The following is a 24,225-nucleotide window of genomic DNA, read 5'->3' as shown; positions in this document are numbered from 1 at the left end:
CTTACTTTAAGAAAGTCTTAATGATGTCAACTCTAACTAAGCATCAAAAAAGGGAACCTAGGTGCAGGTTCCCTTTTTCGACTATTGGACTAGTTTTTATTATCAAATAAAGTTGTATTTTTAACATCTTCAATGGTTTGTGTTCCAGCTAATTGCATCACACGTTTCAAATCTTTTTCAAAGTATTCAAGAACTGAGCGAACACCTTTCCAACCACCTAGAGCTAGTCCGTAAAGAACTGGACGACCAATGGCAACGATATCTGCACCACTTGCTAGTGCTTTAAAGATATGTTCGCCACGACGGATACCACTATCGAAGACGATTGGCACACGACCCGCAACTGCTTTTGAAATGCCTTCTAGTGTTTCAAATGAACCTGGTGCACCATCTAATTGACGACCACCATGGTTAGAAACCCAAATTCCGTCAGCTCCAGCACCGATTGCCATCAAGGCATCATCTGGTGATTGAATCCCTTTAACAAAGACAGGCAATCCAGAATATTCTTTCAAGAACTTCACATCATCACGATTAATTTTTTGTTTCGATTGTGAATAGATATTATTCAATGACATATTTTTACCAGATCCCGTTAGGTAACGAGAAACGATTGGCATACCGAATGGGTAAACAAATTTGTTACGAATATCTGTCTCACGGTTACCACTTAATGTTGCATCAGCTGTTAAGATAATGGCAGTTGCACCATCTGCTTTTGCTTCATCAATAATATTTTTGTTAAATTCGTCATCTTTACTCATATAGATTTGGAACCAACGTGGACTACCATTTAATCCTTCTTCAATTTCTTCAAATTTAGCACCTGAATAAGCACTAATCGACATAATTGTTCCAAATTCTGATACACCTTTTGCAGTTCCTGCTTCTTTTGTTTCATGGGCTAAACCATGAGCAGCGATTGGTGCCATAATGAATGGTACTTTAATGTCATGTCCTAAAATTGATGTTGAAGGGTCTGGATTTTCAACGTCTGCTAATACACGCGGTACAATCCCTTTGTTATTCCAAGATTTTGTATTTTGTCTTAATGTATATTCATCACCCGATCCACCAGAGATATAGCCAAATCCTCCTGCAGGAACCACTTCACGTGCGCGGTCTTCCAATTCATACGTATTAACGACTTCAATATCTTGCACAACAGTTGGTGCTTCATATTTAATTGTTTGTTCGATTGTCATAATTAATTCCTCCATTTTTTAAAGTTATTTTATGTTATCCAAAAATAAGTTGAATGAGGGGTTGGGCAAATGGTGCTAAAACAACAACCACAATCCCCGTTACTACGATTGACAAGCCCGACATAGCGCCTTGAACTTCTCCAATTTCAATGGCTTTAGCTGTTCCCATAGCATGTGCTGATGATCCAAAGGCTACACCTTGTGCAACAGGATCTGTTATCTTTGTTAAACGGAACAAGGTTGGTCCAATCACAGCGCCAACGATTCCGGTAAAGACAACGACGGCCACAGTTAGGGAAACGATGCCACCTAGTGATTCAGATACCCCAACAGCGATGGCTGTCGTAATTGATTTTGGAAATAAAGTAGATGCCATTTCAACATCAAACTTAAACAATAAACCGAATCCGATAATCATTAGCGTATGAATAACGACACCAGATACTATCCCGCTTAAAATAGCAATATAGTTTTTCTTTAAGTAAATAAAGTTCTTTTCCAACTTAATTGCTAGAGCAACAGTTGCTGGTGTCACAAAGGTTGCAATGAGAGAACCACCTGATTGATAGGTTTCATAAGGAATCTTCGTAATCAACAGTAATGCAATAATGACTACAATTGAAAACAGCAAGGGGTTAAACAAGGGTATCGGCCACTTTTTATGTAGCTGAGCTGCAATTAAGTAAAAACCGGCCGTCAAACTCACCCATAGATAAGGACTCGCTAACAAAGCATCAAACATTAGCGTCACTCCCTTCTTGAAGCTGCTGATCTTTTTTATCTGTGACAGCTTTAATCTTTTGAACGAGACTACCAACGAACCACATCATAATTGCGGTAGTCACCACCATAATAATCAATAACTGATACCATACCTCAGCTAAAACATCGAAGTTAGTCATTAATCCTACACCAGCTGGAACAAAGAAAATCGCCATGTTATCCGTTAGCCAAGTTCCAACTTCGTCTACTTTCTCCATTTTTAACCATTTAAAATGAAGGGCTATAAATAGTAATACCATTCCTATCACACTACCTGGAATTGCAACAACACTTGCAATGGCTTTAGACACGATTTCGCCTAGCAGTGAAAAGAGAAAAATCCAAAATAATTGCTTAATAATTTTCACAACATTCTCTCCATATCTTGTATGACAATTTTATTTTGTAACCGTTTTTCTTAACACATCTATCTTAGCACGGTACTTATAAATTGTCTCATATCGCTTCTTTATGATATGATAAATAAAATTTATGACTTACCGCAAGCTTATATATAACACTTATGTTAATAAAATCACAAAAGGAAGATGACTTTGAATTTACAAGACTTAATCTATTTTCATCACCTATCTGAAAGTCTCAGTTTTACAGCAACCGCTGATCATTTTTATATTTCACAGCCGTCCATCTCAATGGCTTTAAAACGTTTAGAAACCGAACTAGACACTATCTTAATTGACAGAAGAAAAACCTTGAAGCGGATGGAATTGACCTCTAGCGGTCAGCTATTATATAAAAGCGCTGAAACAATTCTTGAAATTATCGAGCAAACAAAAAAACAAATCAAAGATATCAAAATGGAGGCTGTTTATTTTGGCTTTTTACCTACGATTGGCGGCCACTTTTTGCCACAAATATTACCAAAAATAAGTCGATTTACTCCCTCTTTAAAATTTGTTGAAGAAGAAAGCTCAGACGTTATGTTGAAATTGATTCTACAAGAAAAAGTGCCCATTGCCATTCTTGGACATCCGACACCGTTTATTATGCAAAACAAAATCAAACAGCTACTTTTACGTGAGGAAGAAATGAGCTTGTGGGTATCAGCCAACCATCCTTTGGCTAATCGAGAGATTGTTTCTGTAACAGATATTAAAGACCAGGTCTTTATTTCTCTTTCAGAAGGTTACACCCATCAACGTATTTTTGAAAAATGGACCCAAGCCAACCACATTAAAGAGCCAAATATTGTTTATGCAAAAGAAATTAAAACTGTGCAAACAATCGCTGCATCAACTCACATGATTGCGTTTATGTCGGAGATACTACTAGATGACCGTAAAGATTTAGTGAAAGTAAAATTGAAAGATGCGCCTAAATTTTATGTGAGCCTCGTTATTAATATTGAGTCTAAACACTCCTTAATTCAACAGCAATTCAATGATGCACTAATGGCTGTCATTCAAGAAGACTTTATGATTCGTCCTTAATAAAAAAAATAAAACCATGACCGACTTATCGGACATGGTTTTTATGGTTTAATTAGTAGAAGTTTGCCAACTCTTGGGCTTTTTTAATTCGATTGCGCGTACCTCACGAGGTAAGAAACGACGAATCTCATCTTCGTTGTAGCCCACTTGTAATCTTTTTTCATCCAAAATAATTGGACGTCGCAACAGACCAGGATTCTCTTGAATTAACGTAAACAAAGTATTTAACGGTAAATCGTCAAGATCCACGTTCATTTCTTGGAATGCTTTCGAACGTGTAGAAATAATTTCTTCTGTTCCCTCTTCTGTCATTTTTAAGATACCTTTGATCTCAATTTCTGACAAGGGTTCAGAAAAGATATTTCGTTCAGTGTAAGGAATGTTATTTTCCTCTAACCATGCTCGTGCTTTACGACATGACGTGCAGCTTGGTGAAGTATATAGAGTAACCATAAGTGGATCTCCCCTTTCATATAAGCGATTGCTCATCTAGTCAAACCAATGTGCTTTACGACTATTATTATACAATAAGGATTGTCATATTACTACTCATTTTGTAAACTTTTTTCTATTTTTAGTCAAATATCGTTCATAATTGTTTTTAATTTTTTTTGAATTATCCTAAAAACATTGTTATACCAACATCAACAAACGAATTAAAACTTTTTATAAAAGTTTTAATTAGAATGGTTATAATTAAGCTATTTCAAAGAAAATTCAGAGAAATAACTGCCCTCTTGACTAAAATACGTTATAATAGATAAGAAGAATTCAGGAGAGTGATTGATAGTGAAGAAAAAAGTATTTTCTGGAGTACAGCCAAGTGGTATCCCAACCATCGGAAACTATGTGGGAGCCATGAAGCATTTTGTAGAATTACAAGATGAATATGATTGTACATACTGTATTGTAAACCAACATGCGATTACCGTTCCTCAAGATCCGAGTGAACTAAGAAGTCGAACAAGAGAATTAGCTGCTTTATATTTAGCGCTTGGCATTGATCCAAATAAATCAACTATTTTTGTTCAATCTGATGTCCCTGCTCATGCACAGGCAGCATGGATTGTCCAATGTCACACATCGATTGGCGAATTAGAACGTATGACCCAATACAAAGACAAATCTGGCAAGCAAGAATCAGTTTCTGCTGGTTTGTTAACTTACCCGCCACTAATGGCTGCTGATATTATTTTATACGATACAGATTTCGTGCCCGTTGGCGATGACCAAAAACAACATTTAGAGTTAACACGAAACTTCGTGCAACGCTTTAATAACCGTTACAGCAAAAAAGATGAGCTTTTAGTAATGCCAGAACCGATGATCGCTGAAGAAGGAAGTCGCATTATGAGCTTACAAGAACCAACTTCAAAAATGAGCAAATCGGATACTAATCAAAAAGGCTTTATTTCCTTATTAGACCCACCTAATGTGATTTTGAAAAAAATTAAGAGTGCTAAAACTGATTCAAGTGGCGTCATTGAATACGATAAGGAAAATAAACCTGGTATTTCAAACTTACTGACTATTTTCTCTGCCTTTAGCGGAAAATCGATTAAAGAACTAGAAGCTGAATTTGCTGGCAGTGGCTATGGTGACTTTAAAGTTCAATTAGCAGAAGCCATTATCGCTGTATTAGAGCCTATTCAAAATCGTTATCAAGAACTATTAGTATCAGATGAATTAGACCATGTATTAAAAGAAGGCGCAGAGCGTGCTAATAAAGTGGCTCATGCAACCCTTAAACGCATGGAAACCGCAATTGGTCTTGCATAAAAATTAAAAGAAGCAAGTAGCAGTTAACTGTTACTTGCTTCTTTTTTTCCATTCTCTTTTTTCGAGATGTAAGATACAGACTAAAAATATCAGCTGTATCTTACATCCAATAGCCTAAATGTATGATACAGACTATTTGAAGCGGCCTGTATCTTACATTTCAAGGTAAAAGTGTGCGATACAGCTCAATTTTTGGAGCTGTATCGCACACTTGAGTAAATGAAAAGGAGCTAAGAAAGAATTCAGCCCTTAATAAAATAAAAATAGCAATGAAACAATCAGAATGGTGATTATTTCATTGCTACTTTTTAATTTTTATTGTTCAAATAATGATTCAGCTAACTCATCAGCTGTAATGTTACCAAAGTATTTTTTCAAATCTAGTGATTCAAGCTTTTCTTTTACAGCCGCTTTTGTAAAATGAGTTCCTACTAACGCTTCTTCCACATCAGCGATTTCTCCCAGACCAAAGAAATCCCCATAAACTTTAACGCGTTTAATGGTTGATGATTCAATGTTAAAATTGAAATCAATCGTTCCAATTGGGTAACGTTTGCGAATTTCAACATCAAAGCGTGGTGATTTACCGTAGTTCCAATCCCAGTTTCCAAAGTACTGGTCACGGATTTCATAAACGCGTTTCCAGTCTTCTTCTGTTAACTGATACTCTTTCACATCTTGACGGTCTTCAACATCAAAAATGTAGAGTAGCATAAGGTCACGGAATTCTTCTGTTGTTAGCTCTTTATATTTATCGTCCACAAACGGTTTTATATTTGTGACGCGGCTACGAATTGATTTAATCCCTTTTGATTCGATTTTTTCTTTACGTGGTTTTAATGCACTCGTTATAGCATCTAAATCGGAATCAAACAGAATCGTACCATGAGCTGTCATTCGACCATTCGTTGAATACATGGCATTTCCAGAGAACTTTTTCTCTCCAATTGTCAGATCATTGCGTCCCTTCAAGGCAGCGTCCTTCACACCAACACTATGTAAGAATCCAATTACTGGTTCAGTAAATTTAGCAAAGTCACGGAAGGATTGCCCATCATCTTCTGTAATAAAGCAGAATGAGAAGTTTCCTAAATCATGGTAAACTGCCCCGCCACCTGACATACGACGTACGACATGAATCCCTTGGTCTTCGACATAGCCTTGGTTGATCTCTTCAATTGTATTTTGATTACGTCCGATAATAATGGACGGTTCATTGATGTAGAAAAGTAGAATCGGCTCATCTAATTTCTTTTCTTTTAGCAAAAACGTTTCAAGTGCAATATTAACACTTGGATCTAAATGGTTTTGATTGTCTACGAAATACATTGGAAACATCATCCCTTCTTCACATCTTTGATTTTATAGTTGAATCGTTAAATCTTCTTTTGCTAATGTTACTTTAATATGGCCAGCTGCTAATTGTGCTTCGTCTAATAGACGTTGCCAATCGCCATCTGGTGGTAAGTGGGTTAAAACTAACGATTTAACATCGGCAGCTTTTGCCAGCTCGCCTACTTCCTTAGAGGTCATATGGACTGGATGATTTTCATTTCCCGCATAAAAATTAGTATCCGCTAATAAGAGGTCTGCATCTCGAGAAAAATCAACTAAATCAGCTAAGTAACCAGAGTCAGCTGTAAAGACAAACTTTTTACCACTGTCTCGCTCAACGATTGACAAGGCATAGCAAACAACGGGATGAACAGTCCTTAGAAATTGGATATCAAATGGTCCCAACTGCAAGGTTTCGTCCGCTTGATAGTTGATAGCTTCTGATACATGAGGAAAATTTCGCAATTTTTCTAGTTCTGATTCCTGGTGTCCATAGATTGGTAAAATAGTTTTTTCTTTACCATTTTGTCTTTCTTTTAGCAAGAATGTATGTTGCAAAACGCCCAAATCCGCAATATGATCGGGATGATAATGAGTTAGAATCAACGCATCCAAATCTAAGGGATCTAAATGTCTTTCTAAAGCGATAACTGCTTGGCTACCCACATCAATCAACAGTCTAAAATCAGCTGACGTTAGTAAATAAGAGGTCGTACCAATTCCCTTTGACGGATAACCACCCATAAAGCCTAATATTGTTAATTCCATCTTCTAGCCCCCTCTAAAATCTTTTTATGTATTATAACATGATAGGACAAGAAGATAGGAAAGAAACAAGATGTAACAGTAACCTACAAAAGATAATACAGATTCAAAAACATAACTAGCTTCCTATTTTATTATACATAAAAAAAGCTTTTTAACCTATCTCTTTTTAGAAAACAGGTTAAAAAGCTGTTGCATTTTTATCTTTCATGTAGGCGATTGCTTGCGCTGCTAACCGCTTGCCTTCACCAATGGCATTTCTTAAGCCATATCCCCTCAGACCATTTCCACCAATAAATAATCCTTTATCAGCAAACAGTTGATTGTAAGTTTCTCTGTTCTTTATTAATCTTTGTCGATCATCTACGGACATATGAGGAATCACATCTGGCCAGCGATAAACGCGTGCATAATGATAGCTTGCTTTTAAATTTATTATTTCTTGTAATTCCTTCTCAATGAATTCCAATATTACCTCGTCTGGTAACTCGATAATGGTATCCTCTTGACGTCGACCAATATCAACAACGATATTGTCATACTTAGCATTCTCAAAAGATGGCCATTTACGGTTGAGAAAAGTAGCTTTGGCAATTTGAAACTCACTTCGTTTAGGAATAACAAAGCCATGCCCTACTGGATATCTCCCAATAACCCCTTTAGGAAACTGAAAAAACACAGTTCCCATACTGGCACTGATTGGTTTAGGTATAAGTAACTGATCATCAATTTGCTCTGAAAACAAATCATAGTTCTCTGAGAGTGGCAAGGTGGAAATGACACATCCCACTCGTAACTCTTCTTGTTTATTTAGAGTGAGTAAATGATTACCTTTATCAATTTGCGTGATTTTTTCTAATTTTTTATCTGTTTGAATAAATCCCTCAACATCTCTTAACAAACGTTTTACTAAGGTCGACATGCCCTTTTTAAAGGTGTATTCTTTCCCCGAACCGTCTGTATAGAAGTCAATTTTTTCAGGATCAAGCTTCATTTTAGAGTCTGTATACTCAAATAAGGTGATAAGATTAGTATCAAAAATTTCAGGTGGGCTGATTTCAATTGATCCATAAATATTTTCAGGATAATTGGGATAGGCAATCAGATCACTAACTTCTTTGCAGAAACGATATTCTAAGAAATTAGCTGTTGAGATACAAAGGTCGGCTCCCCTTCTCATATCATTAAACGAACTATTAACAATAACAGTCAATTTATCCTTCAGAGAAAGCTCTTTATCGTGCATTATATCCTTTAATTGCATAGGAATACCATGGTAGGTTGGTTTTTCGGTATGAATAAATTCATGACCACTGAATCGATCCATTTTTTCTCCAATACTATATTGAAGTTCATCAGACAAACCTAATTCTTCTATAAAAGGCCGAACATCGCTGTGCCTCAGATCAAAGCTACTGGCCCCCACGTCCACATAGCCATCTTCAGTTTCAACCGTTTTAATCGTGCCACCAGGACTTAGTCGCTCTTCTAAAACGAGAAATTCAAAAGGCAGTTGTTCTTTTTGAATATACTTATTCACTTCATAAGCTGCAACTAAACCGCTAATACCGCTTCCGATAATTGCTATTCTATTTTTCGCTCGCTCCATTTACTCACCTTTTCCATAATCACTACCTATACAAGTTATGCTTTACCTTATGATACTCTAATACAAACTTTTTTGTGTGACTAAACTGTTACAAATTAAATAAAAAGGTTAAAGACAGTAAAAAAGCCTCATTTAATAAACGTATCGTCCATTAAAAGAGGCTTTTTTTATCTAATTTAAGTATAAAGTATGAACAAATTTTGTTTCGATAAACTCCTCAACACCTTGCCTACCATTTTCTCGTCCTAATCCGGAAAATTTCACACCGCCAAATGGAGCTTCTGCAAACGATACCCCTGTGTTGTTAATAGCTACTAAGCCGTATTCAAGGGTGCGTGATAAGTTTTCTGCCTTTCTTAAACTATTTGTAAAGACATAAGAAGCTAAACCAAAGTCACTATCATTGGCCTTTTCAATGACTTCATCTTCCCTTTCGAATTCAATTAAAGGAATAACTGGTCCAAAAGTTTCTTCATAGAATATGTTCATATCTTGGGTCACACCATCAATAACAGTTGGTTGATAGAAAAAGCCATTTTGATAGTTACCCTCTGTAAGACGATTGCCACCAATTAACAAGTTAGCACCTTTTTCTAAGGCATCTTTCAACTGTTGATCAATCGTATCTCTTGCTTCATCGTTTATAAGGGGGCCGACATCGCTTATTTAGGTGATTAACAAAAATCTCACAGCACATTTTTCCACTTTGTACCTACAAAAAGATAAAAAAGAGATCAGGCATTCGCCTGACCTCTCTCAAATTGGTTTAAATTATTTAGCTAGTGCTGCTTTAGCTTGTTCTGCAATTGCAGTGAAAGCTGCTGCATCGTTAACTGCTAAGTCAGCCAACATTTTACGGTTCATTTCATTTCCAGAAACTTTCATACCGTGAATTAGGTTAAAGATACTTACTGGAACTACTATTCAACATGTTCTCATGGGTTTTCTTAATAATCGCATCTGTATTCACAAGAAAAATAAAGTTTTGATAATTGAATTCTTTATATAAATACAACATCAAACTCGCCATAACCATCGTTTTTCCTGAGCCTGTTGCCATATTAAACAGCAAATGTTTTCTCTGAAATCCTGCATCACTAATGCCAGCAATCAAACTATTATCTTGCATAAATTGAAAACGTCTGAAAGCTTCTTCTTGATAATGGCGAAGTTCATCTTTTAAATTAGCTTTTATATATTCAGGAACTTCATGAGGATTCATAGCATAAGTAATGGTTCTCATTTCTCTATCTAACCATTCGTATAACCGTTTTTTTGCCATAACTATTCCCCCTCATTGTTGTAAAAACTATGATTAAAGGCTTTATCATTATCAGAAATGATGACATTCTTATCTTCAATTTCAGAATAAGGCACATATAATTGATTCTTATCTAATGCTTTTTTGAAAATTTCTTTTTGTTCGTCAAAAGGTAGGTCATTAAAAGTAACTGAACCTTCTTCACTATCATGTTCTTTTAAAAGTTCATTAGTTAGCTTTTCTTTATCCAATTGGAAGTTCAAATCAGCATTGTTATCTTATTCATCCCATAATTCAGCTAATTCTTCTTTAGTTGAGCTTGGTCAATTTTGTTCATATATAATTGATTTAATTCCATCAATTCAGCATAAACAAATGAACCTCCACCTTGCCAGTCCACATCTTTAGAAATACCAGTATAATCGCCTATAATTACATTTTCTAATCTTTTTTTGCTTTACTTAGTTGTCCTGTTATTTGCTCTATACCAATAAACTTTCTTCTCATTTTCATTGCTGTTGCTGCAGTGCTTCCACTTCCAAGAAAAAAATCTAAAACAATATCATCAACATTTGAAAAAGTTTCAATTATTCCTTTAAGCATTAACTCAGGTTTTTTGCCACTTCTTAATTCTACTCCTCCCTCATGTCTAATATTACCAAAACTCCCAGCCAAATCTATAAAATCAAGTATTGGTAATTCTTTTCCAATTATATTTCCTTCTAAAATATCATTCGGCACACCTTGATAATATTTACCTTTAGTTGCACCTTCTTTTTTAGGTCCAGTGAAATATCTGTAATCTCTCTCATCATCACCTATACCATAAACTTTATACAATATCCCTAATCCATCTTCTTCATATCTGCCTGTTAAATAATCTCTAAAAAATCTACCTGATGAGTTTCCATCTAGAATTGTCCCTGAAGCCCAAATTTCTTTTAAGAGTTTTTTTGACCCCTGTTGTGATTTTTTTATAACATAATTGTTAGGTGAAAACATCTCTACTTTCTTATTACCTAAATTTAAAACTTTATTAGGTTCTTTAGTTTTAATATCAAAAATAAATTTATCATATGAATATTCAGATTTTGGTTTGTTCGGAGTTACCATTGATTTGTTTTTAGCATAATAATGAATTTGTTCAATTTGTTTATGGTAATCCATATCTTGCTTTAGAGTCTTTTCAGCATATCTAACCAAAATATGTTGAGTAGTTAATTTAGATTCTCTACCAAATATATTATCTAATAATATATTTAGATATGCACCTTCATTATCATCTATGTGAACTGCTATAACACCATCATCAGCAAGTAATTCTCTTGCGATTTCTAATCTATTTTTCATAAAAGTTAGCCATGTAGAATGATTAAATCTATCATTATATTTAAAGGAATCATTACCAGTATTATAGGGTGGGTCAATATAAATACATTTTACTTTTCCTGCATATCTTTCCTTCAGAGAATGTAAAGCTAATAAGTTATTTCCCTTGATAATTAAATTATCTTCATCACTGAAAGAATCAACTGTATGTTCTCCATCAGCATCATATTTTTCTACATTCACTAATGCTTTTGGTGCTAAAAGGGTATCTATTTCATCTCTTGCAATAACCTCATTATAGAAAACTTCTTCTTTCCCAGCATCTTCCTTAGTCATTTCACCCTCTAGAACACAATCTTTATAAGGAAAGTCTAACACCACATCAGTATTATATTGAACGTTTTTGCCACAACAAAATAAGACCATTCCATCAACTTCAAAAATGTTGATACAATCGTCTTCTTTATGTAAATTATTTTTTTATGTAGTATCGGTAAAAAACGTTGATTTATTGCCGGTAAAATCTTGCTTCCCTCCAATAATGTTACCCTTAGATTGATAATTTATCAAGTCTCATTTTCGGGACAAACCAGCTTTTTTAGCAATGTTATAAACAGTTTTCTCAGACACACCACATTTTACAGCAATTTCTTTCAGTGATAGCTGATTCCCCTTATATAAAACAATGATTTTCTTACGTTTACTTTGTTTTATTGGTGGTCTTCCCAAGGTCTTGTCAGTATTAGCTAAGGCTTCCTTTGTTCTGATGCTAATATTTTCAGCTTCAAATTCTGCTATTCCAGCTAAGACAGTATAAAATAATCGTCCACTTGCTGTTCTGGTATCAATCGATTCTTGAATACTTTTCAGATAAATTTCTTTCTCATTCAACTCAGACATCAAGTTCACTAATTGCCTGCTTGACCTACTTAATCTAGCTAAATTGTAAATAAGTAAAGTATCTCCTTTTTCTAAACGTTTTAATGCTTTATCGAGTTCTGTTCGATTCTCTTTCCTACCACTAATCTGTTCAGAAAATAATTCATCTGGTTCATAGTTTTCTAGAGCCTTCCTTTGCACTTCTAATCCTAAATCTTGTGTGTTTTTACTCGTTCGAATATAACCAATAATTTTATTTGCCATTATATACTCCTCCTTTCCTCCATATTAGTGTAATGATTTTTTTGAAATATTAAAAATACCCTGACTTCTCTTATAAGTCAGGGTAAATAAACAATATAAACAGAGATGATTTAAAATACTTCTCGTTAAGGTAATTTAATTATCACATCAAATATAACGATTGTCCAGCAAATAACTTATGCCTTTTCTTTTCTATTATTTACCTTTAAAGTCAGTAGAAAACACTGTTATAATAATGTTTTCTAACCAATAAGAGACGCTATAATTTGTAAAACAGTTTGAAATAGGTATAATTTCGGAAAACAATAAAATAACTAATAAAGGAGACTGTTTTATGAAAAACGGAACAAGTTTTGGACTTTCAGTAGTCGTTGTAATCGTAACTAATCGGTCGTAACACCTCAATTACTGTAAATCTTTTATTAAGTGTATCTCTGAGGACCATTTCTTTCATACTTTCACCTAGATTCTTTTTGATACCAAGATTATCCAATTTCTACTTCCAAATAAATTATTTTTGTGTCTGTAAATAATAAGCGTTACAGAATTAGAATACACAAAAATCTAAATAACACTAATTTATTAATCACACATCACTTTTATAGACAAGTAGACTTACACACAACACTCAAATTTCCAGTACTAAGAAACGGATGGTATAATGAAGGGGTAATGTAGGGGTGGATAATCTTTAAAGGATACTTATGAGATAGATATTTTCGTAAACCTGGGATACTTTATTGAATTACGAACCCCTACCTAATCCCTACATCAACCCTAAAAAAGAGGTTTTTTCAAAAAATCAAATGATAACAAAATGATAACTTTTGTGATAACTTTTTGAAAACTATGTCATTTATGAGGTGAATTCGGAGAAATTACAATGGAAACCTCCGTGAATTTTCCAAAGCAGCTGCATAAGCAAAAAATGGAAAAATTTTCTATCTGAATACCATCACCAAATGATGGATAGAAATGAAAATGGATAGTTATGAGTGTTGGGTTACTAATGGATATTTACGAGAATGTATACTTTTAAAAATAAAACAGATAAAACTATAGGAGGGAGTGAACATGAACACACTTATTGTAAACAATCGGGCTATTGATTATGAGGAATTATTAGATATCATTGCTCAATCGAACGGAATATATGAAAACACCTTGATTAAGCTGTTACAATGCAATCGCATCAGCTTAGAGTCACGATTAAAGACCTTAAAAAAGAATAAAATAATATCTAGAGGAAAATTAAATAAACACTTCTATTATGTTAATAACTATGACTTGAAACATATGAAAGATTTAGACTTGCAGTCAATGGTCGTTCAATATTTGGTTACAATTGGCTTGTATACCAATAAAATTCAAGTGAATGATTCCTTAGATAAGAATAAACAGCTCTATATTTCAGTATATGCCTCAGGTAAGTATAACTATAAAAATGATGAATCTATAAAAAAACTTGCAAATATGATAGTCAATCAATTAATTCATGAACAAGACAGAAAATATTTTGCCCATTTTATCGTCAACGAATTGACTAAATTCCCAATTAGAGTAGCTTCTTTTTCAGATATACTACAAGAAAAATATTATACAACCTCTTTAGAAACTGTTGATGTATTAGCTATTCCCACTAAAGAGTTTATTCCAGCAATACAATCTAACTTAGCAGATGTCTCGTTTAGAAACTCGGAAAATAACACCACTTATATCAGGGATGATATTTTGATTTACCTGAATGATTCTAACAAACTCTGTTACTTTGTGAAAGAAAATAATCAATATAAATTACAAGCAATTCCCTCTATAGTTGATTTCTTCTATTATTTAACCCTGAACAAAGGCTCTAAAGATACTATTTATCTTTCTAATGACAAAACAGAGTATGATAATGCAGATGACTTGTATTTTCAAAGTTATTTGAATAAAGAAAAGTATAATACTGTTCAATTAAAAAAAGATAAGCAAAAACCACAAACTTAATTGATTGTGGTTTTGCTTTTCTCTTTAAAAGAAGGTTGAAACAAGTGCTAGAATGGCTAAACCACCTTGTGTTAAAATAATCTTTTTATTACTTGTTAAACTACCATATAAAGCAACTAAAATTATATAAACTAATAATAATCGACTAATTTCAAGTGAAGCTGTTGAAGAAAATACGCTATACAGCAACCCTACACCAATTAGACCATTATATACCCCTTGATTTTTAAATAAAGTACTTACAGAATTTCTTTTCAATTCTTCTTTTGTCATATTAAAAACTCTACTCGTTGCACCTGATGTAGTTGCAAAAGTCTCTAGATACATGATATAGAAGAATTCCAAAGCAACAAATACGATTAAAACAGTTGAAATTATAGACATCTCTATTCCTCCTTTTCTGTGATAATTAATTCTGTTTTCTTCTCAGCATATTCTGACATTTTTCCAAATAAGTTTATTAATAGTGGATTTTGGTTATGTTTATCAATTGATTCTTGGTTTTTCCAATGTTCAATCATAACAAACTGATTTTTCTTTTCCACTGATTCATATAAATCATATAGCAAGCAGCCTTCTTCCAATCGTGTAGAAGCGATTAAAGGTACTATATCCGCTAAAAAATCTTCTCTTTTATCATTTTTTACATAAAAATTTGCTTGTATAATTTTCATTTTTCTCCCTCCCATCATTTAAATTCAGTGATTTTTTCAGCAGCCAATCGAACAGAAGTATATCCAGCTTCTTTCTCTTTTCCGATAGATAAAATCATTACTGGTACATATCTCTCTTTATCTAACCCAAAAGCTTCTGCTAACTGGTCAGACTCGAATCCTCCAATTGGATTCGTTTCATATCCATGTGCCCGAGCAATGAGCATGAATTGCATCGCAGCTAAACTTGAATCAATTTTTACTACATCATTCATCTGCTCTTTAGTAAAATTTTTGTAATATGGAATAATTGCAGCCAATTGTTGGTCTCTTACTTCAGCTGACATTTTACCTTCTTCAACTGCTTGGTTGTAAATATCTTCCCCTAATTCATAGCATTGCATGTCACCAAAAATCAAAACCATTGCTGAGGAAGTATCGTTTTGCTTTGTATTGAAACGAATTAATGGTTTTAGTTTAGATTTTTGTTCATCACTCTCAACAACGACAAAACGCCAAGGTTGCATATTCACTGATGATGGTGCAGTCGTTGCTTCTTGAATCATTTCAAGCATTTCTTCATGAGATATTTTTACTGTTTCATCATATCCACGAACAGACTTTCTTCCAAATGTAATTTCTGAAAAATCATTGTTTGCTAAATTTTTGGACATATTCTTTCCTCTTCCATTTCATATTTATAATTTTTAAAAACCAATTTATGCTATTACGCTTTTTATGGGTCTTCATTCTACTCATTTCTCTCTTTATTCGTAAAATCAACTACAATTTTCCCTTTCACACGTCCGTTGCTTATTTCTTTCATAGCAGTATTAATCTCTGAAATAGGATAAATCTTTTGAATAGAAATAGTCAATTTTTCCGACTCAACAAGCTCTGTAATTTTTTCGAGTTCTTGTCTATTAGACTGCGTTAAAAAAGAATGAAAAACAATATTCTTTTTTTTTGATAAGTGATACATTTTTGCAGTAAATGCTCGCAAAATCATTTGATAAAACCAATTCATGTTTGCTGATTTGGCATAAGATGGCGTAGGAATACTCGTGATAGAGGCAATTTTTCCTCCGGTTTTCACAACATCAAATGAATGCGTTAGTTCATCTCCGCCTCTCATGTCAAAAACAGCATCTACTGGAGGCAGCACTTCATAAAAATTTTCTTTATGATAGTCAATAAATTCAATACTTCCAAATTGTTGTAAAAAAGCTTGTCCTTCCTTACTTGCCGTCGTATAAACCTTTGCATCGGTTAAAAGAGCAAGTTGAATAGCTATGTGACCTACTCCACCTGACCCACCAAGAATTAAAATAGATTGTTTTTCCTTTAGTTGAAGCCAGTCAAACAATCCTTGATAGGCAGTTAATCCCGCAAGCGGAACTGAAGCTGATTCAACAAGAGAAAGATTTTTTGGTGCTTTCGCTATATCATTTTCACCAACAACAACGTATTCTTGGAAAGCCCCTGTCATCGGTGTTCTTCCATATACAGAATCACCTACTCTAAATTGTGTGATTTTTGAACCCACAGCTTCTATAACGCCTGAAAAATCATGCCCTAGTGTCAAGGGCATTGAATAACGCAAAACAAATTTTGTATCACCATTGCGAATTCTGTAATCAACTGGATTCAAACTTGCTGAATGAACTTTGATTATTATACTATTCTCAGACAGTACAGGTTTTTGTATTTCATTCAAAAAAAGTTGTTCTTGCTTTCCGTATTGCTTTATTTGATACGCAAACATATGTCCTCTCCTTTATTCGCCAAGCTAATTTCCTATATTTATTTCACTAATTTTGTTAATAAATTTAGGAGAGTATTTTCTTCTTCCTCATTCAATGGCGACATCATCGTTTTATTTGGATGACCAAATTCTCTTTCACAATGTTCCAGTTCTTTTGTTGCATTCTCTGTAATTCTAACAACAACTTCTCGATTATTATTTTTGTTTCTTTCACGTATAACATAATTTTTTTCTTCTAAAATCTTTAAATGTCTAGTGACCGCAGCACTATCTATTTTCAACTCATTCTGCAAGTTTGTTTGCGAACACTGTCCATTCTCTTTCAGAAACAACATTAATTCATAACGTGTAATACTAAATCCTGTTTCTTTTTCAAATTTAGTGGTCATTTCTTGATTGGCAAGTTTAAGTTGATAAAATAGTTTGCTAAGTTTTCTTAAATTCATCTATTACTCCTTTCATATGTGATTAATCAATAGTTGACCAATCAAATATAACTCATTTTCATTACTTTGAAAAGTAGTTTGCCTAAATTAACTCTAAAAATTTATTCGTTATTATCAAATAAAAAAGCACAATCTAATAAAATTGTGCTTCACCTAATTAAATGGGTTAAAATCTTCTAACTTTGCTTTAATATCTTCCTCTTCGATTCCTGCGTATCGCAAAGTTACTGCTTGGCTACTATGATTGAAAATCTTCATCAGAGTAACAATATCTCCTTTATTCTGTTGTAAAAAGAAGTAGGAAAATGGTTTTCTAAGTGTGTGAGTGCCAATATAATCTAAATCTAGATTGTCAGCAACTTTCTGTAGAATTTTATAATATTGATGACTGGCTAGTTGTCTACTACTATCTGTTGGACTTGGAAATAGCCACTCAGATTCACCATCATGCTCTGTATTAAGATAGTCAATAATGTTTGATGTTAAGGATTTTAGATGAAGAGTTCTTCTTTTCCCAGTTTTTATTTCAATAATTTCTGTTTGAGTCTTGTTTTTCACATCTTCTATTACTCGATATCATATAATGTTCTTAACTTTATCCTATGCCATAAAAAGGAGAATTTTTATGGCACAAATCAAACCATACAAAAAGCAAGATGGCACTATCAATTACATGTTTGACTACTATGTAGGTGTTAATCCTAAGAATGGGAAGAAACAGAAAACAACTAGAAGGGGGTTTAAAACAGAGGAAGAAGCTAGTTTAGCATTAGCGGAATTAAGTCTTTTGGTTGCAACTGAACAGTATGTACCTAAGAAACACCATACCTTTAATGAAATTTTCACACTATGGTATAAGCAGTATTGCAACTTAGTAAAGGAAAGTACTGCAGTTACAGCTTAATGTGAATTCAAGTATGCTATATTACCAAAATTTCAAGAAATGAGAATCCAAGACATTACTCCAATCTATTGTCAGCAAATAGTAAATGAATGGTATAAAGATAAACCAAAAAGAGCTAGTAGGTTTATTTACTATTTTAATAGAGTAATGGAACATGCTATGTTCTTAGAATTAATCTATCAAAACCCAATGGCTAATGTTAAAAAACCAGTAACCAATCTTAATTTAAATCAGTATGAAGAGTTTTCAAATTTTTTTACTAAAGAAGAATTAATCGAGTTTCTGAGATTTACAAAAGAAAAATTTGATTCTGAAAGATATGCCTTTTTTAGAACATTGGCATTTACTGGATTACGCAAAGGAGAAGCATTTGCTTTAACTTGGGAGGATATTAATTTTGACGAGAAGTATTTAGAAGTAACTAAAACAGTTGCTAAAGGAGACAGAAACAAAACCCTAATTCACCCACCGAAAACAAAGGCTGGTTTTAGAAGAATAAGCTTGGACGATACCACATTAGTAGCTTTAAAAACATAGCAGGAAAAACAAGCAATAAAATTTGATTTACCTAAGCTAAATCCTAAACAGATTATTTTTTCTAATTACAAAAATACTTATCTCGAATCAGGTATAACTAAAGAGTGGTTTTTAACAATTCAGAGATTGTATAGGAAAAAGACTGGTAAAGAAATCAAAACAATCACAATGCACGGTTTTAGGCACACACATGCAAGTTTATTATACAAAGCAAATATCCCAATTAAAGAAGCTCAAGAAAGACTTGGACATTCTAATGTGAAAACGACACTGAACATTTACACTCACTTATCCAAAGACCAAAGAGATAAAACAGCTAATCGTTTTGCTGAATTCATGAATGAAATATAACAAAATGCAAAATAAAAAACCCACTGATTATAGTGGGTTCGGGGTATTCAAAAGTTGCCTATTACTTGTTTTCTAGGGCTTTTGAGGCTTGTTCTGCAATTGCAGTGAAAGCTGCTGCATCATTAACTGCTAAGTCAGCCAACATTTTACGGTTCATTTCGTTTCCAGAAACTTTCATACCGTGGATTAGTTTGCTGTAGCTTAGGCCGTTCATACGAGCTGCTGCGTTAATACGAGCAATCCATAGTTTACGGAAGTTACGTTTTTTCTGACGACGGTCTCTGTATGCGTACATATGAGATTTCATCACTTGTTGTTTAGCTGTTTTAAATAATGTATGTTTTGAACCATAATAACCTTTAGCCAATTTCAATACTTTTTTACGACGTTGGCGTGTTACTGTTCCACCTTTTACACGTGGCATGGTAATTCCTCCTTATGAGAACTTTCGTCTCTTCTGTATTCGTTAGTTTGTAATTATTTCATTTGTGATAACTGTTGGCTGATACGTTTCATATCAGATGCAGATACCATAGATGGGCGACGTAATTGACGTCTTTGTTTCTTAGTTTTTCCGTGGAAACGGTGGCTAGTAAAAGCACTGTAGCGTTTCAGTCCGCCATTACCAGTTCTCTTAAAGCGTTTCGCTGAGGCACGGTGTGTTTTTTGTTTTGGCATTAGTCTTTCCTCCTAAATAAGTTACTTCTCTGTTTTTGGAGCCAGCATCAAGAACATGCTTCTGCCGTCCATACGTGGATGGGATTCGATTGTAGAAACATCTGAAAGTTCAGATGACAGACGATCTAGGACTTTTTGTCCGATTTCTTTATGAGTAATCGCACGTCCTCTAAAGCGAATAGAGGCTTTCACTTTATCGCCTTTTTCCAAGAACTTACGCGCATTACGCATCTTCGTTTGGAAATCATTCTCATCGATGGAAGGACTTAGTCGCACTTCTTTGATGTTGACCACTTTTTGGTTTTTACGAGCTTCACGTTCACGTTTTTGTTGTTCGAAACGGAATTTTCCGTAATCCATAATACGGGCTACTGGCGGGTTTGCATTTGGCGAAACTAATACAAGATCTTGATTCGTTGCTTCAGCTAGTTTTAAAGCTTCTGCTTTCGTTACAACTCCGACTTGTTCACCATTACTACCGATAACTCGAAGTTCACGAGCACGGATGCCGTCATTTACCATCATATCTTTAGCTATGGTCATACACCTCCATAATTTTTGAGAGAAAAGGGCAGAAAAAAATTGACGGGCACATAAAGTACCCGCCAACTCAGTTACAGTATTCCATACTGCAACAAACTTGTACATATCAAGCCCAAGGACACAATTATCGACTTAGGCGAGAAGCGGGTGCTTCTGCTTACATTTCTCAACTTTTATATTATATAATGGACTTCCGAAGATGTCAAATGTTTTTACAATTTTTTTCATCCTTAGACGATTTTACTACTCTTACAGTCTTTCTGCAAGAGTTTATTTATTATGATTTAATCTTGTTCCCCTAAAACACTTAAGGCAATATCACCTACTGCTTTTGCAGCAACTAAGAGAGCTTTTTCATTTAAATCAAATTTCGGATGGTGGTTCATGTAGTAGTCTTCTGTGTCTGGTTTACAACCCACATTAACAAATGATCCCGGTATTTTTAATAAGTATTGACCAAAGTCCTCTGCTCCATTTGAAGCAGGTCCCGCTACAACCTTATCCATGTAGTCGCCTACACCATATTTTTCTAAAACTGCAACAACTTTTTCTGTTTGCTCAGGATGGTTGTAAACAGGTGGATAGTCCCATAAGTATTCAAATTCTGTTTCAACGCCGAAACTTTCTTCCAAACCGCGAAGTAAATGTCTGATTTCCTTCTCGATTTGCTTACCGACTTCAACATCCATATAGCGCGCATCGCCACGAAGAATCAGGCTATCTTTAATGACGTTACTTGCGCCTACTCCTTCAAACGAACCTATCGTAACAACGGCCATATCGTAAGGATTAACACGGCGAGAAACAACCGTTTGTAAATTCATTACTAATGATGAGGCTGCAACAATAGCATCATTACTTAAATGCGGCATTGAACCATGACCGCCCTTACCTTTAATCTTAATTGATAAATCGCTACAGCCAGCAAATGCCCAGCCGCTTGTATAATTGATTTCACCAACGTCAAAATTTGGGAAGAAATGGATACCATAAATTTCGTCTAAGTCATCTAAGACACCTGACTCAGCAATACTCTTACCGCCGGATGGTGGTTCTTCTTCAGCATGTTGGTGGACAATCTTAACCGTTCCTGACCATTCACCCTTTAATTCAATCAAGCTATCCGCCAAAATCATTAAATAAGCCGTATGCCCATCATGGCCACAAGCATGCATCGCACCCGGATTTTTAGATGAAAAAGGCAAACCTGTTTCTTCTTCTATTGGAAGAGCATCAAAATCTGCTCGTAAACCAATTTTTTTACCTGGAGACTTTCCTTCAATCGTTACAACGATTCCAACACCATTCCCAACATTACGTTGAATATGGACATCTTTCCCTTCATAAAAAGCAGCAATCGTTTCTGCTGTTTGAAATTCGTGGTGAGAAATCTCCGCATTCTCATGAAAATGACGACGCAATGCAATCATTTCTTCTTCTCGCTCAGTCAAGCGTTTCATTAATTTATCTCGTAACACCTTATTCACCTCTCTATTAAGAAAAACCCCTTTTAAATGAGGGGTTTTTCTTATTAGCGTCTATTTTATTTGAAATTTCTAATTTCGTCCACAACAGATTCTAAATATTCAGCTTTTGATAGAGTATTCATGTCTTTTGAACCATAACGACGAACAGTTACTGTATTTTCTTCTACTTCTTTATCACCAATAACGATTTGGTATGGAATTTTTTGCGTTTGTGATGCACGAATCTTATATCCCATTTTTTCGTTACGATCATCAACCTCTACTCGCATGCCTAGACGCGCCATTTCAGCTTTCAATTCATAAGCTTTATCAGCATGAAGATCTAAGTTAACCGGAATGATTGTTGCTTGAACAGGAGCCAACCATGTTGGGAAAGCACCCTTGTATTCTTCAATCAAGTAAGCTACAAAACGTTCCATTGTTGAAATAACCCCACGGTGGATAACAACGGGACGGTGGTTATTTTCACCATCTTCGCCAACATAAGTTAAATCGAAGCGTTCTGGTAATAGGAAGTCTAATTGAATTGTCGACATTGTTTCTTCAAGGCCGATAGCAGTCTTGAATTGAACGTCTAATTTAGGACCGTAGAAGGCTGCTTCGCCTACTGCTTCAAAATACTCCAGTCCCATTTCATCCATAGCTTCTTTTAACATGCTCTCTGCTTTGTTCCACATGTCATCATCGTCAAAGTATTTTTCTTTGTCTTCAGGATCGCGGTAGCTCAAGCGGAAGCGATAGTCTGTAATACTGAAGTCTTTGTAAACTTCTAATGTTAATTCAAGTGTGCGTTTAAATTCTTCCTTGATTTGATCAGGGCGAACAAAAACGTGAGCATCATTCAATGTCATTTCACGCACACGTTGTAAACCAGACAATGCGCCTGATTTTTCATAACGGTGCATCATACCTAGTTCAGCAATTCGAATTGGCAATTCGCGGTAGCTGTGAACATCATTTTTATAAACCATCATATGGTGTGGGCAGTTCATTGGGCGTAGCACTAGCATTTCGCCGTCACCCATATCCATTGGTGGGAACATATCTTCATGGTAGTGATCCCAGTGACCAGATGTTTTATATAAATCAACATTCGCCATAATTGGTGTGTAAACGTGTTGGTAACCTAAGCTCACTTCTTTATCGACAATATAACGTTCTAATGTACGACGAATCGTTGCCCCTTTTGGTAACCAGAATGGCAAGCCTGATCCTACTTCTGGCGAAATCATAAACAAGTCAAGCTCTTTACCTAATTTACGGTGGTCACGGGCTTTAGCTTCTTCACGCATTTTCAAGAACTCAGCTAACGCTTTTTTATCAAAGAATGCTGTTCCGTATACACGTTGCATCATTTTGTTGTCTGAGTTTCCACGCCAGTATGCACCAGCTAATGATAGTAATTTAAAGATTTGGATTTTCCCTGTCGACGGAACATGAACACCACGACACAGGTCGGTAAAGTCTTCTTGAGTATAAACAGTAATGACTTCATCTTCAGGCAAAGCTGTAATTAATTCAACTTTATAAGGATCTGCTTTAAATAAATCAAGTGCTTCTTGACGACTCACTTCTCTGCGAACAATTGGGTAATTTTCGCGGATAATCTTTTTCATTTCCTCTTCAACTAACGGTAACTGTTCTTCAGTTAATTGCTCAGCCATATCAGTGTCATAGTAGAACCCAGTTTCAATTGCTGGACCTACGCCAAAGTGGATACCTGGGAACAGACGTGTTAGGGCATGGGCCATCAAGTGAGCTGTTGAGTGGCGCAAAATACCAAGCGCATCTTCATGGTCAGCTGTCACAATTTCAAGTGCCCCATCTTCTTCAATTGCGCGTGTGTAATCAATCAATTCGCCATTTAATTTACCAGCCAAAGCTTTTTTAGCTAAGCTATTACTAATGCTTTTTGCGACTTCTTCAACAGTCACACCTTGTTCAAATGACTTTACATTGCCATCTGGAAAAGTAATTTTAATTTCTGCCATCTTAATTCCTCCATTTTTTTATTGAATGAGTGTTTAATTTGGGACCAAAAAACAAAAAAGCCCCATTTCTAAGTGCATTGACACCTAGAAATGGGACGCTTCAAATTTAACGTGGTTCCACCCAAATTCAGTTACCGCCAATTAGGCTGATAACTCTTTAGACGCTATAACGGGCGTGCCCGGCCTTTCCTACTCAATTCAGAAAGTCTTCTCGAAAGTGGTCCAATCCAAAGCTTATTGAG

The 24,225-nt window shown here is 34.8% G+C and carries 25 protein-coding genes, 4 pseudogenes and 1 other annotated feature (1 of these 30 running past the window's edge); of the genes and pseudogenes, 6 read left to right on the top strand and 23 right to left on the bottom strand.

Annotation, left to right across the window (positions count from 1 at the left end; translation table 11 throughout):
* Window positions 1-89 precede the first annotated feature (89 nt).
* The 3 genes from G7057_RS08965 to G7057_RS08955 are packed head-to-tail and all read right to left on the bottom strand — an operon-like array spanning window position 90 to window position 2,335.
* Window positions 90-1,205 carry a lactate oxidase gene (locus tag G7057_RS08965; protein ID WP_166162959.1) on the bottom strand — a complete coding sequence of 372 codons (1,116 nt, stop codon included), beginning with the start codon at window positions 1,203-1,205 and terminating at the stop codon, window positions 90-92.
* A gap of 34 nt (window positions 1,206-1,239) precedes the next feature.
* Window positions 1,240-1,947, bottom strand: coding sequence for an LrgB family protein (locus G7057_RS08960; RefSeq protein ID WP_166162956.1), 708 nt, complete (start codon window positions 1,945-1,947; stop codon window positions 1,240-1,242).
* Window positions 1,940-2,335, bottom strand: coding sequence for a CidA/LrgA family protein (locus tag G7057_RS08955; protein WP_166162953.1), 396 nt, complete (start codon window positions 2,333-2,335; stop codon window positions 1,940-1,942). Before G7057_RS08955 ends, G7057_RS08960 begins: the two co-directional genes overlap by 8 nt.
* A gap of 186 nt (window positions 2,336-2,521) precedes the next feature.
* Between G7057_RS08955 and G7057_RS08950 the strand changes: the two genes are divergently transcribed.
* The gene (locus tag G7057_RS08950; RefSeq protein WP_166162950.1) at window positions 2,522-3,418 is read left to right on the top strand and encodes a LysR family transcriptional regulator; all 897 of its coding nucleotides are present in this window, start codon (window positions 2,522-2,524) and stop codon (window positions 3,416-3,418) included.
* 48 nt (window positions 3,419-3,466) lie between these two features.
* On the opposite strand, the gene spxA is transcribed toward G7057_RS08950, so the two are convergent.
* Window positions 3,467-3,871, bottom strand: coding sequence for a transcriptional regulator SpxA (spxA, locus tag G7057_RS08945; RefSeq protein ID WP_166162947.1), 405 nt, complete (start codon window positions 3,869-3,871; stop codon window positions 3,467-3,469).
* 336 nt (window positions 3,872-4,207) lie between these two features.
* On the opposite strand from spxA, the gene trpS reads away from it, so the two are divergent.
* Window positions 4,208-5,197: a tryptophan--tRNA ligase gene (gene trpS / locus G7057_RS08940; RefSeq protein ID WP_166162944.1), complete on the top strand. Its 990-nt coding sequence runs from the start codon at window positions 4,208-4,210 to the stop codon at window positions 5,195-5,197.
* 315 nt (window positions 5,198-5,512) lie between these two features.
* Here trpS and G7057_RS08935 read toward each other — a convergent pair whose 3' ends face one another.
* The 8 genes and pseudogenes from G7057_RS08935 to G7057_RS08895 all read right to left on the bottom strand — a co-directional run bounded on the left by G7057_RS08935 (window position 5,513) and on the right by G7057_RS08895 (window position 12,639).
* Window positions 5,513-6,526 carry a lipoate--protein ligase gene (locus tag G7057_RS08935; RefSeq protein ID WP_166162941.1) on the bottom strand — a complete coding sequence of 338 codons (1,014 nt, stop codon included), beginning with the start codon at window positions 6,524-6,526 and terminating at the stop codon, window positions 5,513-5,515.
* A 33-nt stretch (window positions 6,527-6,559) separates the two neighbouring features.
* Window positions 6,560-7,300 carry an MBL fold metallo-hydrolase gene (locus G7057_RS08930; protein WP_166162938.1) on the bottom strand — a complete coding sequence of 247 codons (741 nt, stop codon included), beginning with the start codon at window positions 7,298-7,300 and terminating at the stop codon, window positions 6,560-6,562.
* A gap of 178 nt (window positions 7,301-7,478) precedes the next feature.
* Entirely contained in the window at window positions 7,479-8,906 is a 1,428-nt protein-coding gene (hemG, locus tag G7057_RS08925; protein WP_166162935.1) for a protoporphyrinogen oxidase, read from the bottom strand.
* Between the two features lie 171 nt (window positions 8,907-9,077).
* Window positions 9,078-9,572, bottom strand: coding sequence for an aldehyde dehydrogenase family protein (locus G7057_RS08920; RefSeq protein ID WP_166164196.1), 495 nt, complete (start codon window positions 9,570-9,572; stop codon window positions 9,078-9,080).
* Between the two features lie 105 nt (window positions 9,573-9,677).
* Window positions 9,678-9,818, bottom strand: a pseudogene (locus tag G7057_RS08915) (50S ribosomal protein L20); the annotation flags it as partial.
* Window positions 9,808-10,188: pseudogene (locus tag G7057_RS08910) on the bottom strand (DEAD/DEAH box helicase family protein); the annotation flags it as partial. The pseudogenes G7057_RS08915 and G7057_RS08910, both read right to left, overlap by 11 nt.
* Window positions 10,189-10,190: 2 nt before the next feature.
* Window positions 10,191-11,904 (bottom strand): annotated as a pseudogene (locus G7057_RS08900) (site-specific DNA-methyltransferase); the annotation flags it as partial.
* Between the two features lie 165 nt (window positions 11,905-12,069).
* The gene (locus G7057_RS08895) at window positions 12,070-12,639 is read right to left on the bottom strand and encodes a recombinase family protein (RefSeq protein ID WP_096741732.1); all 570 of its coding nucleotides are present in this window, start codon (window positions 12,637-12,639) and stop codon (window positions 12,070-12,072) included.
* A 1,074-nt stretch (window positions 12,640-13,713) separates the two neighbouring features.
* Between G7057_RS08895 and G7057_RS08890 the strand changes: the two genes are divergently transcribed.
* Window positions 13,714-14,628 (top strand): hypothetical protein, encoded by a 915-nt coding sequence (locus tag G7057_RS08890; RefSeq protein ID WP_166162923.1) that lies wholly within the window; start codon window positions 13,714-13,716, stop codon window positions 14,626-14,628.
* Window positions 14,629-14,652: 24 nt separating this feature from the next.
* Here G7057_RS08890 and G7057_RS08885 read toward each other — a convergent pair whose 3' ends face one another.
* The 6 genes and pseudogenes from G7057_RS08885 to G7057_RS08860 form a co-directional block, all read right to left on the bottom strand.
* Entirely contained in the window at window positions 14,653-15,012 is a 360-nt protein-coding gene (locus tag G7057_RS08885; RefSeq protein WP_161903187.1) for a DUF1304 domain-containing protein, read from the bottom strand.
* A 2-nt stretch (window positions 15,013-15,014) separates the two neighbouring features.
* On the bottom strand, window positions 15,015-15,302 hold the full coding sequence (locus tag G7057_RS08880; RefSeq protein WP_161903186.1) for a putative quinol monooxygenase: 288 nt from the start codon (window positions 15,300-15,302) through the stop codon (window positions 15,015-15,017).
* Between the two features lie 14 nt (window positions 15,303-15,316).
* Window positions 15,317-15,955, bottom strand: coding sequence for a nitroreductase family protein (locus G7057_RS08875; protein WP_166162920.1), 639 nt, complete (start codon window positions 15,953-15,955; stop codon window positions 15,317-15,319).
* Between the two features lie 77 nt (window positions 15,956-16,032).
* Complete coding sequence (locus G7057_RS08870; RefSeq protein ID WP_166162917.1) at window positions 16,033-17,046, bottom strand: NADP-dependent oxidoreductase; 1,014 nt, start codon at window positions 17,044-17,046, stop codon at window positions 16,033-16,035.
* A gap of 38 nt (window positions 17,047-17,084) precedes the next feature.
* Window positions 17,085-17,492 (bottom strand): MarR family winged helix-turn-helix transcriptional regulator, encoded by a 408-nt coding sequence (locus G7057_RS08865; RefSeq protein WP_166162914.1) that lies wholly within the window; start codon window positions 17,490-17,492, stop codon window positions 17,085-17,087.
* A gap of 153 nt (window positions 17,493-17,645) precedes the next feature.
* Window positions 17,646-18,059 (bottom strand): annotated as a pseudogene (locus tag G7057_RS08860) (tyrosine-type recombinase/integrase); the annotation flags it as partial.
* A 58-nt stretch (window positions 18,060-18,117) separates the two neighbouring features.
* Here G7057_RS08860 and G7057_RS11885 point away from each other — a divergent pair.
* From G7057_RS11885 to G7057_RS11875, 3 genes are read left to right on the top strand one after another with little or no spacing between them, the layout of a single operon-like run.
* Entirely contained in the window at window positions 18,118-18,396 is a 279-nt protein-coding gene (locus G7057_RS11885; protein ID WP_227004589.1) for an Arm DNA-binding domain-containing protein, read from the top strand.
* A gap of 18 nt (window positions 18,397-18,414) precedes the next feature.
* The gene (locus G7057_RS11880; RefSeq protein WP_227004709.1) at window positions 18,415-18,933 is read left to right on the top strand and encodes a site-specific integrase; all 519 of its coding nucleotides are present in this window, start codon (window positions 18,415-18,417) and stop codon (window positions 18,931-18,933) included.
* Between the two features lie 15 nt (window positions 18,934-18,948).
* The gene (locus tag G7057_RS11875) at window positions 18,949-19,284 is read left to right on the top strand and encodes a tyrosine-type recombinase/integrase (RefSeq protein WP_319592861.1); all 336 of its coding nucleotides are present in this window, start codon (window positions 18,949-18,951) and stop codon (window positions 19,282-19,284) included.
* A 61-nt stretch (window positions 19,285-19,345) separates the two neighbouring features.
* Here the strand turns inward: G7057_RS11875 and rplT are convergent, their stop codons facing one another.
* The 5 genes from rplT to thrS all read right to left on the bottom strand — a co-directional run bounded on the left by rplT (window position 19,346) and on the right by thrS (window position 23,983).
* On the bottom strand, window positions 19,346-19,708 hold the full coding sequence (gene rplT, locus G7057_RS08850) for a 50S ribosomal protein L20 (protein ID WP_166162911.1): 363 nt from the start codon (window positions 19,706-19,708) through the stop codon (window positions 19,346-19,348).
* A gap of 53 nt (window positions 19,709-19,761) precedes the next feature.
* Window positions 19,762-19,962 carry a 50S ribosomal protein L35 gene (gene rpmI / locus G7057_RS08845; RefSeq protein ID WP_076766838.1) on the bottom strand — a complete coding sequence of 67 codons (201 nt, stop codon included), beginning with the start codon at window positions 19,960-19,962 and terminating at the stop codon, window positions 19,762-19,764.
* Window positions 19,963-19,983: 21 nt separating this feature from the next.
* The gene (infC, locus tag G7057_RS08840; RefSeq protein WP_076766840.1) at window positions 19,984-20,505 is read right to left on the bottom strand and encodes a translation initiation factor IF-3; all 522 of its coding nucleotides are present in this window, start codon (window positions 20,503-20,505) and stop codon (window positions 19,984-19,986) included.
* A gap of 284 nt (window positions 20,506-20,789) precedes the next feature.
* Entirely contained in the window at window positions 20,790-21,983 is a 1,194-nt protein-coding gene (locus G7057_RS08835; RefSeq protein WP_227004588.1) for an amidohydrolase, read from the bottom strand.
* Window positions 21,984-22,048: 65 nt separating this feature from the next.
* Window positions 22,049-23,983, bottom strand: a complete 1,935-nt coding sequence (gene thrS, locus G7057_RS08830; RefSeq protein WP_166162908.1) for a threonine--tRNA ligase — start codon at window positions 23,981-23,983, stop codon at window positions 22,049-22,051.
* Window positions 23,984-24,071: 88 nt separating this feature from the next.
* Window positions 24,072-24,225 (bottom strand) — a binding site (T-box leader) (it continues 67 nt past the right edge of the window).

It is taken from the genome of Jeotgalibaca arthritidis (assembly GCF_011100465.1).
GTDB classification, from domain to species: domain Bacteria; phylum Bacillota; class Bacilli; order Lactobacillales; family Aerococcaceae; genus Jeotgalibaca; species Jeotgalibaca arthritidis.
This window is presented reverse-complemented; position numbering and strand designations above follow the sequence as displayed.

What these genes read in the sequence shown, in the direction of transcription:
- G7057_RS08965 (WP_166162959.1), bottom strand. Translation starts at nt 1,205, where the DNA reads ATGACAATCGAACAAACAATTAAATATGAAGCACCAACTGTTGTGCAA.
- G7057_RS08960 (WP_166162956.1), bottom strand. Translation starts at nt 1,947, where the DNA reads ATGTTTGATGCTTTGTTAGCGAGTCCTTATCTATGGGTGAGTTTGACG.
- spxA (WP_166162947.1), bottom strand. Translation starts at nt 3,871, where the DNA reads ATGGTTACTCTATATACTTCACCAAGCTGCACGTCATGTCGTAAAGCA.
- G7057_RS08935 (WP_166162941.1), bottom strand. Translation starts at nt 6,526, where the DNA reads ATGTATTTCGTAGACAATCAAAACCATTTAGATCCAAGTGTTAATATT.
- G7057_RS08930 (WP_166162938.1), bottom strand. Translation starts at nt 7,300, where the DNA reads ATGGAATTAACAATATTAGGCTTTATGGGTGGTTATCCGTCAAAGGGA.
- hemG (WP_166162935.1), bottom strand. Translation starts at nt 8,906, where the DNA reads ATGGAGCGAGCGAAAAATAGAATAGCAATTATCGGAAGCGGTATTAGC.
- G7057_RS08895 (WP_096741732.1), bottom strand. Translation starts at nt 12,639, where the DNA reads ATGGCAAATAAAATTATTGGTTATATTCGAACGAGTAAAAACACACAA.
- G7057_RS08890 (WP_166162923.1), top strand. Translation starts at nt 13,714, where the DNA reads ATGAACACACTTATTGTAAACAATCGGGCTATTGATTATGAGGAATTA.
- G7057_RS08885 (WP_161903187.1), bottom strand. Translation starts at nt 15,012, where the DNA reads ATGTCTATAATTTCAACTGTTTTAATCGTATTTGTTGCTTTGGAATTC.
- G7057_RS08880 (WP_161903186.1), bottom strand. Translation starts at nt 15,302, where the DNA reads ATGAAAATTATACAAGCAAATTTTTATGTAAAAAATGATAAAAGAGAA.
- G7057_RS08875 (WP_166162920.1), bottom strand. Translation starts at nt 15,955, where the DNA reads ATGTCCAAAAATTTAGCAAACAATGATTTTTCAGAAATTACATTTGGA.
- G7057_RS08870 (WP_166162917.1), bottom strand. Translation starts at nt 17,046, where the DNA reads ATGTTTGCGTATCAAATAAAGCAATACGGAAAGCAAGAACAACTTTTT.
- G7057_RS08865 (WP_166162914.1), bottom strand. Translation starts at nt 17,492, where the DNA reads ATGAATTTAAGAAAACTTAGCAAACTATTTTATCAACTTAAACTTGCC.
- G7057_RS11885 (WP_227004589.1), top strand. Translation starts at nt 18,118, where the DNA reads ATGGCACAAATCAAACCATACAAAAAGCAAGATGGCACTATCAATTAC.
- rplT (WP_166162911.1), bottom strand. Translation starts at nt 19,708, where the DNA reads ATGCCACGTGTAAAAGGTGGAACAGTAACACGCCAACGTCGTAAAAAA.
- rpmI (WP_076766838.1), bottom strand. Translation starts at nt 19,962, where the DNA reads ATGCCAAAACAAAAAACACACCGTGCCTCAGCGAAACGCTTTAAGAGA.
- infC (WP_076766840.1), bottom strand. Translation starts at nt 20,505, where the DNA reads ATGACCATAGCTAAAGATATGATGGTAAATGACGGCATCCGTGCTCGT.
- thrS (WP_166162908.1), bottom strand. Translation starts at nt 23,983, where the DNA reads ATGGCAGAAATTAAAATTACTTTTCCAGATGGCAATGTAAAGTCATTT.